The 12,490-nt window shown below is 51.1% G+C and carries 15 protein-coding genes, 1 tRNA gene and 1 pseudogene; 15 read left to right on the forward strand and 2 right to left on the reverse strand.

All coding sequences use genetic code 11. The features are described 5' to 3' along the window. Positions 1 to 178: 178 nt before the first annotated feature. The 12 genes and pseudogenes from DAQ1742_RS05580 to DAQ1742_RS05635 all read left to right on the forward strand — a co-directional run bounded on the left by DAQ1742_RS05580 (position 179) and on the right by DAQ1742_RS05635 (position 6,296). Positions 179 to 889, forward strand: coding sequence for a DeoR family transcriptional regulator (locus DAQ1742_RS05580; RefSeq protein WP_035343372.1), 711 nt, complete (start codon positions 179 to 181; stop codon positions 887 to 889). A 25-nt stretch (positions 890 to 914) separates the two neighbouring features. Further along, a complete protein-coding gene (locus DAQ1742_RS05585) occupies positions 915 to 1,451 on the forward strand; it encodes a DUF4339 domain-containing protein (protein ID WP_035343370.1) in 537 nt (178 codons plus the stop codon). Between the two features lie 41 nt (positions 1,452 to 1,492). Beyond that, on the forward strand, positions 1,493 to 1,930 hold the full coding sequence (locus DAQ1742_RS05590) for a hypothetical protein (RefSeq protein WP_035343367.1): 438 nt from the start codon (positions 1,493 to 1,495) through the stop codon (positions 1,928 to 1,930). Between the two features lie 66 nt (positions 1,931 to 1,996). Continuing rightward, entirely contained in the window at positions 1,997 to 2,407 is a 411-nt protein-coding gene (locus tag DAQ1742_RS05595; RefSeq protein ID WP_035343365.1) for a hypothetical protein, read from the forward strand. Positions 2,408 to 2,484: 77 nt separating this feature from the next. Continuing rightward, positions 2,485 to 2,719: pseudogene (locus DAQ1742_RS05600) on the forward strand (DUF905 domain-containing protein). Between the two features lie 85 nt (positions 2,720 to 2,804). Next, positions 2,805 to 3,263, forward strand: coding sequence for an antirestriction protein (locus tag DAQ1742_RS05605; RefSeq protein WP_035343359.1), 459 nt, complete (start codon positions 2,805 to 2,807; stop codon positions 3,261 to 3,263). Between the two features lie 8 nt (positions 3,264 to 3,271). Next, positions 3,272 to 3,754 carry a RadC family protein gene (gene radC / locus DAQ1742_RS05610; protein ID WP_035343357.1) on the forward strand — a complete coding sequence of 161 codons (483 nt, stop codon included), beginning with the start codon at positions 3,272 to 3,274 and terminating at the stop codon, positions 3,752 to 3,754. 13 nt (positions 3,755 to 3,767) lie between these two features. Further along, positions 3,768 to 3,989: a DUF987 domain-containing protein gene (locus tag DAQ1742_RS05615; protein ID WP_035343354.1), complete on the forward strand. Its 222-nt coding sequence runs from the start codon at positions 3,768 to 3,770 to the stop codon at positions 3,987 to 3,989. 22 nt (positions 3,990 to 4,011) lie between these two features. Beyond that, positions 4,012 to 4,362 (forward strand): type IV toxin-antitoxin system YeeU family antitoxin, encoded by a 351-nt coding sequence (locus DAQ1742_RS05620; protein ID WP_035343352.1) that lies wholly within the window; start codon positions 4,012 to 4,014, stop codon positions 4,360 to 4,362. Positions 4,363 to 4,578: 216 nt separating this feature from the next. Further along, a complete protein-coding gene (locus DAQ1742_RS05625; protein ID WP_232046591.1) occupies positions 4,579 to 4,866 on the forward strand; it encodes a hypothetical protein in 288 nt (95 codons plus the stop codon). Between the two features lie 137 nt (positions 4,867 to 5,003). Further along, positions 5,004 to 5,345: a TA system toxin CbtA family protein gene (locus DAQ1742_RS05630; protein ID WP_035343349.1), complete on the forward strand. Its 342-nt coding sequence runs from the start codon at positions 5,004 to 5,006 to the stop codon at positions 5,343 to 5,345. A gap of 114 nt (positions 5,346 to 5,459) precedes the next feature. Then, positions 5,460 to 6,296 carry a DUF4942 domain-containing protein gene (locus DAQ1742_RS05635; RefSeq protein ID WP_035343347.1) on the forward strand — a complete coding sequence of 279 codons (837 nt, stop codon included), beginning with the start codon at positions 5,460 to 5,462 and terminating at the stop codon, positions 6,294 to 6,296. Between the two features lie 101 nt (positions 6,297 to 6,397). Here the strand turns inward: DAQ1742_RS05635 and DAQ1742_RS05640 are convergent. Next, positions 6,398 to 6,474 (reverse strand) — tRNA-Arg (locus DAQ1742_RS05640). A gap of 376 nt (positions 6,475 to 6,850) precedes the next feature. Here DAQ1742_RS05640 and DAQ1742_RS05645 point away from each other — a divergent pair. Then, positions 6,851 to 9,292 (forward strand): DUF3772 domain-containing protein, encoded by a 2,442-nt coding sequence (locus DAQ1742_RS05645; protein WP_180706250.1) that lies wholly within the window; start codon positions 6,851 to 6,853, stop codon positions 9,290 to 9,292. Between the two features lie 80 nt (positions 9,293 to 9,372). On the opposite strand, the gene DAQ1742_RS05650 is transcribed toward DAQ1742_RS05645, so the two are convergent. Beyond that, entirely contained in the window at positions 9,373 to 10,233 is an 861-nt protein-coding gene (locus tag DAQ1742_RS05650) for a D-amino-acid transaminase (RefSeq protein ID WP_035343343.1), read from the reverse strand. Positions 10,234 to 10,637: 404 nt separating this feature from the next. Between DAQ1742_RS05650 and alaC the strand changes: the two genes are divergently transcribed. Further along, the gene (gene alaC, locus DAQ1742_RS05655; protein WP_035343342.1) at positions 10,638 to 11,861 is read left to right on the forward strand and encodes an alanine transaminase; all 1,224 of its coding nucleotides are present in this window, start codon (positions 10,638 to 10,640) and stop codon (positions 11,859 to 11,861) included. Positions 11,862 to 11,998: 137 nt separating this feature from the next. After that, complete coding sequence (gene gspS / locus DAQ1742_RS05660) at positions 11,999 to 12,439, forward strand: type II secretion system pilot lipoprotein GspS (protein ID WP_051124100.1); 441 nt, start codon at positions 11,999 to 12,001, stop codon at positions 12,437 to 12,439. Positions 12,440 to 12,490: the final 51 nt, after the last annotated feature.

The following is a 12,490-nucleotide window of genomic DNA, read 5'->3' on the forward strand; positions in this document are numbered from 1 at the left end:
CCCTGTCCGTTTCCCCCCTCATTGGGTTGAGTGTTTTATCACCGCATTTCACGGTGTGCCGCGTCGGGCCTGCTTCCGGAGGTAGATAAAAAATAGTTCATTCCATGTCCATACCCTGTCCGCCCCCCTCTTTAGAATCATTTCATATTCAGTCAGTTAACTATTACGGAGATTTAAGATGGCACAGACAGAGCGCCGTCATGATCGGCTGGCTGTCAGGCTGTCACTGATAATCAGCCGCCTGGTTGCAGGTGAAACGCTGAACATGGCGCGGCTGGCTGCAGAGTTTGGTGTGTCAGTCCGTACCCTGCGACGGGATTTTCGCGAACGGCTGATGTACCTCGACCTTGAGTATCGACGGGGGCAATGCCGCCTGCGCAGCACCGGTGGGGGCGTACAGGGGGAGCTGGATGCGCTGACCTTCGCGCACCGGGCCGGACTGGCCGATATTTTTCCGGGGCTGGACCGGCGTCTGGCGGGCATGCTGCTCACCGCAGGAGGGATGCCCTGTCTGGTGTGGCAACCCCCACAGTCAGTGTCACCGGCCAGCTCGCTGGTGTTTTACCACCTCGTCAGTGCCATTACTGCCTGCCAGCGGGTACTGCTGCTGGCCGAGGGAGAACGCTGTGACGGGCTGGCCCCGTACCGACTGATTTCATTCGACGGCTGCTGGTACCTCACCGGTGAACTTAACGGGTATATCACCGTGCATCCTCTGGCGACCATCCATGCGGTGACAGTACTCAACACCACGTTCACCCCGCTAAAACGTCTCAGCCAGTTAACCACACAGGCGGGCTTTATCCGGGCTCTTCCGCACTTCAGCTATATCCGCGAAGCCCTGTCTCCTGGGCCCTCTGAGGAGGATCCAGGCAACATACTGATTTAATTACCTCTGTTAAGAAGGAAAAACAATGATCTGGCATTACGAGAAAAATGGCATACGTCACGACAATGTGACTGAAGACGACATCACCGGCCTGATTATGCGCGGTGAACTGACTGCATCCACTTTGGTATGGCGACAGGGTATGACTGAGTGGCAGCCAATCTCCGCAACCCCGCTGGCTTCGGCGCTGCTCCACAGCACAACTCCACCAGCATTACCAGGAAACCGCATTCCGGGTGGAGTGGTATGGACGCTGGCATTTGCTCCCTTCATTGGTTATGCGCTTGAGCTGTGGACGGCTGGGCTGAACGGAATGTCTTTTGACGAGGCATATGAGGCTGTCTCGGACGGGGAGTACTGGTTTATCACGCTGCTGCTCAATATCGCTCTGGGGTATCTCGATGAACGACGTCTGCGTAAGGCCGGAGTGGATACCACCACGTTCGGTAAACTGGCTTGGTTGGTGCCATTCTATCTGTGGCGACGGGCGAAAACCCTTGGGCAGAAACCAGCTTACTTCTGGGTATGGTTGTTGATGTTAATTCTGACTGTGGTGGCCTGAACCATCACCTGCGGATATCTCCCCTCTTGAGGAATAACATAATGAAAACACTGCTTAAGATACTGAGCATTACAGGCAGCCTGCTGCTCTGTGCAGGAGCTCAGGCCCAGCCTTATAACCGGACGCTCCCTGCAGCCGTCAGTGACAACAACGGGAAAATTTTCTGGTGTGATGCGCATCGCCAGGTTACCGGGAAATGCGAAGCCATGTCTGTTGATCGTCTGGGCGTGATGGTCACGGTGCGTTCAGCACCTTTTAAAGGCTGCGAAGGCGGCCTGTGGGGCTGGATAACCATCATGCACAACGATGTGTCGAAGGGATTCACCATTACTCCGGACAAGAAATTTGGGCTCACCGTAAAAGACCTGTGCCGTCCGGGCACGATAGTGACCTTTAAGCCCAACCAGAAGAAGCCGGAATATGACGACCTGGTGGCACTTTATCAGGGCAAAGAGCTGTTTCGCTACCGGCGCTTCTGATAACACCCGATACCAATCTACCTCATTTTGCCCGACAGCGGGCTGGATTAATTCAGGAAGAAAACCATGCTGAAAATAATGACATCTGCTGTACCCGCCCTCATTCTGTCACTTGCCGCATTTAGTGCCGGTGCCGCTCAACTTCCGGCAAGCCTGATGGATAAAGACAATCCCGGCCAGGAGTACTGGTGCCAGGGAAATGACATCAACACCTCCATGTGCTCACTGACCGGTTTAAGCGACGACCATAAATTTGCTCTGATTCACGACCTGCCGGGCCCGGCCTGTGAAGACTTAAGCTTCGGGGTTATCGACCTCGTGCGCCAGACCGGTGTCAACATTCCTTACGATGGTGGTGACTGTAAGGGCGATGTGCAGGCCGGTTTTGTGCGTGGCACGAAAGATAATGCCCTGTATGTGAAAATTGTACGGGGCAGCAAAACCCTGCGGCTGTATAAGGTGCAAACCGGTTACTGACAATCCCACCACACATGCAAACTCCCACAGCCCCTGACGCATCTGCGTCAGGGGCTTTTGTTTTTAAGGTACACCGAATGCCTGAATCTCACATGCTGCCACCGGGACCGTTTACCCGACAGCAGGCCGAAGCGGTTACCCGCCGGTATCACAACCTCAGCATTGAAGATGACCAGAGTAGCCACTTCCGCCTGGTGGTTCGTGACTCTGAAGGTCTAAGGGCTGGCGGGCGTGGTGCTTTGAACCTGATGCCGGTAAGGGCTTAACCGTTATATCCGCAAGTCAGGCATCCTCAGAGCATCCTCCTCCTGACCACACTCATTCATCATCCCTGCATGTCCTTTATTTCCCATACGGCAGCCATCGTCGCTGGCGTTTTTATTGACGGAGAATATCCATGACGACACAAACTCAACGCGAATTGATATCCGCTAATGAGTCTCAATTTGACCTTACTGTAACACCAGTACCTGACGAGCAGCGTCTCGATTTCTGGCTGCAGCACTTTGGCTCTATCCCGCAGTGGATAACGCTGGAACCCCGTATTTTCGCCTGGATGGACCGCTTCTGTGATGAGTACAGCGGTGGTATCTGGTCTTTTTACACGCTCAGCAATGGCGGGGCGTTTATGGCCCCTGATACTGACAGTGACGATAAATGGCATCTGTTCAACAACGTGAACGGCAATGGTGCGGAAATAAGCGCGGAAGCTGCCGGGATAGCCGTCTGTCTCCTCGCGTACAGCCACCACGCCTGCCGCACGGAGTGTGACGCCATGACTGAGCACTATTACCGCCTGCAGGATTACGCCCTGCAGCACCCTGAATCCCACGCCATTTTTCGCATTATTGATTAAGGATACCCATGATGGAACAGTCACTTATCCCACTGACTCCGGTCCTTCCACTAACCGCACAACGCACGGTAAAACGCGCTTTAGCGCTGCTTGACCGACACCTGCGCGAAACAGGCGTGGCATTCACCTCCACTCAGGCTGCCCGTGACTGGCTGAAACTGAAAATGGCTGGACTAGAGCGCGAAGAGTTTATAGTGCTGTACCTGAACCAGCAGAACCAGTTGATTGCCCATGAAACACTATTCACCGGCACAATTAACAGTACCGAGATACATCCTCGCGAGGTGGTCAAGCGGGCCCTGTACTTCAATGCGGCGACGGTGATTATCGCCCACAACCATCCTTCCGGTGACCCCACACCCAGCCAGGCAGATAAAACCATCACGCTGCGCCTTATGCAGGCACTTGCCCTAGTGGACATCCACCTGTTGGACCATCTGATTGTCGGCGGGATCGAGATTGTCTCGTTTGCCGAACGCGGCTGGCTATAAGGAGAAAACAGTGATGAATATCATCAGCAAGCGTCAAGCGATGACAATCTACAGTCAGCATCCGCAGTCCCGCTTATTTCGGTTTTGCAAAGGGAAATATAAGTGGTCCGGCAGCATCTGCCACTACGCCGGGCGCGAGGTGCAGGATATTAGCGGGGTACTGGCTGTATACGCCGAACGACGTCAGGACTTCAACGGCCCGTATGTGGCCCTGCGTTGTGTCACGCTGAATTAACTCATAATTAAGGAGCGCTACATTGTCGAATAAAACACCGACAGCAAGCAACCACACGAAAGCGCCTTGGTGGGGACTGAAACGCGATATCACCCCGAGCTTTGGCGCACGGCTGGTCCAGGAAGGCAACTGCCTGCATTACCTGGCTGACCGTACCAGCATCGCCGGGACATTCAGTGATGCAGAGTTATGCCATCTGGACCAGGACTTTCCGGTACTGATGAAACAGATGGAACTAATGCTCACCAGCGGCGAACTTAATCCCCGCCACCAGCACAGCGTCACGCTGTATGTGAAGGGGCTGACATGCGAAGCGGATACTCTTGGTTCGCATGGCTACGTCTACATCGTCATTTACCCCACAAAACGTTAAACCTTTTTAATTCACGCGAGAAAAAAAATGAAAATCTTACCTGCAACAATCCGGCGAGTGACGATGCCATATCCACTGCCTGGGGGGGCTGGCTAATGTTACTGATAAGCCTGCTGTTACAGTCCTGTGGGCTGACGTTGAGCGGCACATTATTCAATGATGAAAACGTTATTTTGAAAAACGAAGCTGGAACTTACCCAAACACAGAAGGAAATTATGATGAAAAATAACATTCGTTGCCCAGTATGTAACTCCCACCGAGTTCGGGAGCGTCATACCGGCAAGAAAGGGGGCGCTGTTGCTGGCGGTGTATCAGGGGCTTTAAGTGGGGCTGCCATTGGTTCAGCCATTCCTGTTGTTGGCACGATTGCAGGCGCAACTATAGGTACATTATTCGGACGATTTATCGCTGGAGCGACAGCGGGGGCAGTGACAGGCGCTGCACTGGATGGCGTCATCTTCGACCGCTATGAATGTGAGTATTGTGCTCATACATTTGATTAACATTATTCAGTAAAAACGTTGAGTGTTGGCGAGGTTTTCCTTCTGACGGAATGATATTCCCATGCCTGTCTGGTGATTTTATCCTCATTATTTATCCCTTACACATCAATCTCAATTCACTCGTCTGAGAATAAAATATGAAAAATTTTCCTTTAGCAGATGACCGAAGGGGCAAGTCCTGCCCGCCACCGGTGATTATCTGGCAGATACTTTTAACTCGCGTGCTGCAACAGCATTATGGACTGGCGTTAAACGACACGCCTTTTAGTGATAAGCGGGTTATTCAGGAACATATTGACGCCGGTATCACTCTGGCCGATGCGGTTAACTTCCTGGTTGAAAAGTATCAGCTGGTACGTATCGACAGACAAGGATTGAGTGGTCATGAGCCATCACCTTATCTGCGGGCTGTTGATATTCTTCGGGCAAGGCAAGCGACGGGGTTATTGCGAAAAAAGGCTAAGCACATTGCCCAGTAAATTTTGCGTGCCGTCTTCCTGATTTACCTTCCTGACCTTCTCTTCTTATTCACTCCTTACATAATGTTCTTGCCGGTGTTGGCAGGGACATTTTCTTTCTATGGATAAAATATCATGCAAACACAGGCTGAAGTCTTAACTGAGCATCGCGAACTGATTTGCTCAACCAATATTGAACGCATTGTACGCGGTCGTGATGCTGTCCTGAGTCAGATTAAACAGATTATCGAAATGCTTGATAGTCTTTCCCGATTAACCGCAGAAATCGGCGGTGGTACCGCACAAGACTGGGCGATGAAATCCGGGCACCGCTATGATAGCTGGTTAACAGAGACGGTGGATAAAGCCATACCTGCCATTACCCGTAATATTGACCGCAGTATCTGGCGAGACTTGATGTTGAAGTCCGGCATGATAGCCTTGATGGATGCCCAGGCCCGCGACCAGTGGCATAAAAACCTGGAAGAGGGCGACCTTCCTGCTATTAGCGAAGCCAATATCCTCACCACCTTTGAACAGTTACATCTCAACAAAATGGATGTCTTCGAACGTGGGATCATCAATGTCTTTAAAGGGCTGTCGTGGGATTACAAAACCAATAGTCCCTGCAGCTTTGGTAAAAAGATCATCGTCAACAATCTGGTGACGCATAACCGCTGGGGATTTAGTCTGAACTGGGGCTGGAGACGAGATCAGCTGGCAGACCTGGAAAGAATGCTGTTTCTGCTCGATGGTAAACCGATTCCCGACAACCGTGGCGATGTTACTACCCGATTGATGGAGCATATTCGGGACAACCCATCGCAGGATGTCTACGAAGATGATTTCTTCAGTATTCGTTACTTCCAGAAGGGAACTGCACACATCACTTTTAAGCGGTGCGATCTGACAGAAAAGATGAATGATATCGTGGCGAAGCATTATCCGGGGATGCTGGCTAGTTCACGCTAACGTTGATTTGCATTGAGAAATTTTACTTACACTAGCCGTTACATAAACTTTTCATGAGCATGACACAGGAGAGGAGTTTTAGTGTAACTAATTGATTTAATTGGTACGCCCTACAGGATTCGAACCTGTGACCTACGGCTTAGAAGGCCGTTGCTCTATCCAACTGAGCTAAGGGCGCTTTGATAAGAAGCGTGATGAGTACCGTGCGTGAGTCATGTTTTCACCCGCACGATAATGTGCGCTGGATTATACCGGTCATCCTTTTTGAGTCAATGAATTGGCGTGGGATTCGTGTCAGTCGGCGAATCCCTGAACAGTCTTTTCTGTCTTTTCTCGTCGCAGTGAAATAATCGATATTTGGGAAGTGGATTCCTATATTGAGCGATTCAGTCAATAGTGTTTGAATTTCGCCCCCGTAGGTGAGTAAGTTATTCGCCACTGGGTCTATGGTCGAGAAAACGGTTCTTGATTTGGCGCTTTTATCGTCGTGTGGCGTGGTGTTGATGAGAGATGAACTGTGGCTGGCAGCCGTATAAAAAGGTATGTGGAGCGTTATGCATAAAGGGTTATTGAAGTCTTATGGCTGGCTATGGCTGATAGCGTTACTGGTTTTTAGCCCACTGGGGATTGCGGCAACCGATCCTGAACCGGAAGGGCAGGAGCAGGCGGCAGAAAAAGTCAATGTCGATGCTGAACTGGTTAAATTGCAAAAACAGCTTGATGCTATTAAGCAGCAAGTTTCAGGTACAACAGCGGATGCAAAGCTGAATGCGCTGAATGATACGACACGGGAACTGGTAACCAGTGCGGATAAGCTCGCCGGTGTTATGGTACCAATGCGTGCTCAATTGCAGGCGCAATTGGATGTGCTGGGGCCTGCGCCATTGCCTCAGGCCGCGGTGAGTGAAACTGCCGAAGTTACACGTAAACGCGCGACGCTCAATCAGCAAAAACAGAAGCTGGATGCGCAACTCAATCAGGTGCAGGCGATTAAAAACGGTGCGGAAAATCTGTCAACACAGATTCTGGCTTTGCGTCGTAATGCGCTAAAAAATCAACTGGCACTTAATTCAGGTAGCCTCCTTAGCAGCCGTTTTTGGTCACCGGTGTTAAAAACAACGGCTGAAGATATTCAGCGGCTGGCTGATTTGAAAGACGACCTGAAAGCGTCGTTTTTGACAGCCTGGCAGGCGGAATGGCGCTACGGGACGATATTTTTTCTGTTGCTGGCTATTGGGCTGAGCACTATCGGCAGGCGTTTGCTGGAGAAATATCTGGCATGGGCGGGTATTCACCTACTACCCGAAGGTCGATTACGGCGCAGCTTTTTAGCGATTGCCGTGGTGTTTTCCACGGTGCTGATGGTGGGGAGCGCAGCACTGCTGGTTGATTATGCGTTTATTCGTCATGGTGATGCCAGCGATCGCGCGGTTGCCTTTATGGATAGCCTGGTGCGATTGGTGGTGTTCTGCTCCATGATTTCCGGGCTCGGACGCGCGTTTCTTTCCAATAAGCGGCCGTCATGGCGTTTGCCTGCCATTGCCAACCCGGTGGCGAAGGCGATGGAACCATTTGCGATTATTGCCACCAGTTTCCTGTTTGTGTTTGGCGTTCTTGAGCAAATTAATACCACCAGCGGAATTTCTGTCGGGGTGACGATTGTCGGGAACGGCTTGTCATCCCTCTTTTTGATGCTGACGTCTGGGGCAATTGCTCTGCGCAGTAACCAGATTAGAAAGCGGATGGTGGAGGCAGGTGAAACACCTGAAGCCCAGTCAACGTTGTCTGGCATTATTCATCTGGCCGTGTTGTTGACAACGTTCGCCGTGCTGGTGTCATTATTGATTGGTTATATCTCACTGGCGCGTTTCCTTACGTATGAATTGATTTGGGTCGGTATGGTTATTTCGCTGCTGTACTTGTCCACGACCTTTGTTGAGGATGTGAGTGAAAGTTTATTCTCACCCGCATTTGCCAGCGGCAGGCAAATTAAACGGACGTTGAATCTAGATGATCGCCATCTTGATCAGGCGGCGGCTATTTTGTCTGCGGGGCTGAAGGTGCTGTTAGTCCTGATGTCGATTGTCGCCTTGCTCAACGGTGCGTTTGGCTCGACAACACCGGTGGAAGTGGTTCAAAAAGCGGTTGAAATATGGGGCGGCAAAGGGCTTGAATCTATCAGTATTGTGCCTGCTCATTTAGTTAATGCGGCTATTTTACTCATAGTGGGGGTTTATAGCTTACGTGTATCCCGGCGTTGGCTGGAACATGAGTTCTTACCCAAAACGATGTTAGAGGCAGGCATTAAAGCCTCGCTGGTGACACTCTTTTCCAATATCGGTTATATCCTGATTATTTTGCTGACGCTGGCAACATTGGGTATTGAGTGGAGCAAACTGGCCTGGATTGTCAGTGCGCTATCGGTGGGGATTGGTTTTGGCTTGCAGGAAATTGTGAAGAACTTTATTTCCGGCTTGATTCTTCTGACCGAACGCCCGGTAAAAGTGGGTGACCTGGTCAATATCAGCGGGGTGGAAGGCGATATCCGGCGCATTAATGTTCGAGCCACGGAAATTCAATTAGGTGACCGCTCCACGGTGATTGTCCCTAACTCTCAGTTTATCTCACAGAATGTGCGCAATATTACTATGGGTAACCCCATGGGTGTGGCGACATTGGCATTAACTTTTCCTTTGGATATTGACCCGGAAAAAGTCAAAGGCATTCTGCTGGAGGCTTATCATGGCCATGAAAAAATACTGGAGACACCCGCGCCGTCAGTGATGTTTAGCCAGTTAACCCCTAATGGTATGGTATTGAGTGTGACTGGATCTGTGGGGAGCCCGCGAATGGTGTCATCTGCCAAGAGCGATCTGCTGTTTGATATTATTAAGCGTTTAAGAGCCGAAAGTATTCCACTGGCCGTGCCGCAAAAAATGGTGCTGGAAAGCAATGTAGATATCGCGACCCTGCAAACGGATGTTCAGCGTCCTTGATAGATCTGCGTTATCTGCCGTCCTGTAAGCCCCGCCGAGAGGAACGGGGCTATGCATGGGCTGGCCGCGAGCCTGATGGATTAGCGCGTCTGTGCATGGGCCATATCGATATAAATCTCGCGCAGGCGGCGAGTTATCGGGCCGGGTTTACCCTCTGCAATAGTATGTCCATCAAGACTGATGACCGGCAGAACCAGTGAGGTGGCAGAGGTGATGAACATTTCCTGCGCATGGCGCGCCTCTTGCGGCGAGAAGGGGCGTTCTTCTATGCGAATGTGATGGTGTTCGGCCAGCCGCAGCAATGACTGGCGGGTGATGCCGTGCAAAATATCATGGTTCAGTGGACGCGTAATGACGGTGTTATCTGCCTGCACCATGTAGCAGTTGCAGGACGTTCCCTCGGTAATAAAGCCATTTTCAACCAACAATGCATCATCCGCCTGGTGGGCGTGGGCATACTCTTTTGCCATGCTTGCCGCCAGCAGGCTAACGGTTTTGATATCACGACGATGCCAGCGAATATCCGGGCAGGTGACAACCGATAGGCCGGTTTCAGCTTTGGGGTGTGCGATAATCGGGCGTGATTGTGTAAACAGCACCAGCGTTGGCTTGATATCTGATGACGGGAAATAAAAGTCACGATCTCCTGCATTACCACGGCTAATTTGCAGATAAATAGCGCCTTCATGAAGTTGATTTTTGGCAATTAACTGCTGATGAATCGTTTTTAATTTATCAATCGAGACAGGCAGAGAGAGCGATAATTCATGACAAGAGCGTTGTAGCCGTGCCAGATGCGCATCGATATCCACCAACCCACCATTAATCACACTGGTGACTTCGTATACGGCGTCAGCAAACAAAAAGCCGCGATCAAAAATTGAAATTTTAGCTTGTGATTCAGCCAGATATTGGCCATCCAGATAAACAATACGCGGCACAGCAACACTCCTTTGGTGAGATTTTACGTCAGCAACTATGCGGTCACTGAATTGATAGAAAAGCGATTCAGGTAATGGCGAAATGTTCGCAAAGAGAAAGACAGGCAGTATTGCTATAGGCTGCCTGTCACCGGGTAAACATTGTCACATGTCGCTACGGCGCACCAAGATACTGATTTCGGTTATCGGGTGAAAGAGCCTGATAACGTCTTTTATTCGGCGCGGTGATTGACGTCTGTGAATACCGCAGCCTTCACCCGAACTGCACGAAAGTGGAAGAACGATAAAAAAATGCGCGCTGCTATCGACAGCTTTACTGAACTGGGATAGGGTGAAAAACGCTCCGCTTCGCGGATCAGGCGTCGCTCGGACGGTCCGGGCGCTCACGTTATTTTGAGGATCCTATGGCTGATTTTAACTCTCCACGTCGTTTCTCGCGCATTGAACGTCTCCCTCCTTATGTTTTTAATATCACCGCAGAACTGAAGATGGCAGCCCGCCGTCGCGGTGAGGACATCATTGATTTTAGTATGGGTAATCCCGATGGCCCAACGCCGCCGCATATTGTTGAAAAACTCTGCACGGTGGCTCAGCGTGAAGACACGCATGGCTATTCGACATCACGCGGTATTCCGCGTTTGCGTCGGGCTATTTCCCGTTGGTACGCAGAGCGCTATCAGGTTGATATTGACCCGGAAAGCGAGGCTATTGTCACTATCGGTTCTAAAGAGGGGTTAGCTCACTTGATGCTGGCGACACTGGATCATGGTGATACGGTGCTGGTACCAAATCCGAGTTATCCCATCCACATTTATGGTGCCGTGATTGCTGGCGCACAGGTTCGATCGGTTCCGCTGGTTGATGGGGTCGATTTTTTCACCGAACTGGAGCGTGCCATCAGAGAGAGTATTCCCAAACCCAAAATGATGATTTTGGGCTTTCCCTCAAACCCAACGGCCCAGTGCGTGGATCTGGACTTTTTTGAACGCGTGGTGGCGCTGGCGAAACAGTACGGTGTCCTGGTGGTGCACGATCTGGCCTATGCCGATATTGTCTATGATGGCTGGCAAGCGCCTTCAATTATGCAGGTGCCGGGTGCCAAAGAGATTGCCGTTGAGTTCTTTACCCTCTCTAAAAGCTACAACATGGCGGGCTGGCGTATCGGTTTTATGGTTGGTAATTCTGAGCTGGTGAGTGCACTGGCGCGTATCAAGAGTTATCACGACTACGGGACGTTTACGCCCTTGCAGGTGGCAGCAATCGCAGCATTGGAAGGTGACCAGCAATGCGTGCGCGATATTGCCGAGCAATATCGCCAGCGCCGTAATGTGCTGGTGCGTGGGCTACATGAGGCGGGATGGATGGTGGATGAGCCAAAAGCGTCGATGTATGTGTGGGCAAAAATCCCAGATGCCTATGCCCATTTGGGATCGCTGGAGTTTGCCAAGCGCCTGTTAGCCGAAGCTAAGGTCTGTGTGTCGCCAGGGATCGGTTTTGGAGATTATGGTGACACCCACGTTCGCTTTGCGCTAATAGAAAATCAGGATCGCATTCGTCAGGCGGTGCGAGGCATTAAAGCCATGTTCCGGGCGGATGGGGTGTTTGGCGCAACTAAAAAAGCCGAGTAAGCCGTCAGTCTGGCTTGCAGAAATATTTTTCTGATGCTTTGATCACGCCCTCCTTTGTCGCTGCTTGTCGCGGCAAAGGGAGCGTGGTTTGCTAGCCATTCCTGAGATGGAACTTAATCAATAAGACGAGTCGAGTCATGCAATTATCTTCGCTAAAATCATTATCTTCATTACGCGCGTTATTTTCAGCTAAAACGGCTTTGCTGGGGCTTTGCTGTCTGGGGCTGGCTGCGTGCCAGAATGCACCGAAGAAACCCAGCACTGCACCGACGGGGGCGGCTGCCAGCGTATCGGTCAATGAACAGATTAACCAACTGGCATCGTTGGTTGCGGCCAGTAAATACCTGCGGGTGCAGTGTGAGCGCAGTGATTTACCTGATGACGGTGTGTTCCTTAAAACGGCAATGAAAGTTGCCGCGCAAAAAGGGTGGGATACGCGCCGTTATACGTCGTTACCTCAACTGAGTGAGAACCTGTATCAGGGGCTGGTGAAAGATGGCACGCCCAAGACGACACAGTGTTCTGCTTTTAATCGCTCGATAGCGCCGTTTATTGATGCCATGCGTACCACCCGCTAAATGCTGTTGCCAATACAACTGCGTGGTGTAGCCCGCAGTTGTATTGTGCCG

This window comes from Dickeya aquatica (genome assembly GCF_900095885.1).
GTDB classification, from domain to species: Bacteria; Pseudomonadota; Gammaproteobacteria; order Enterobacterales; family Enterobacteriaceae; genus Dickeya; species Dickeya aquatica.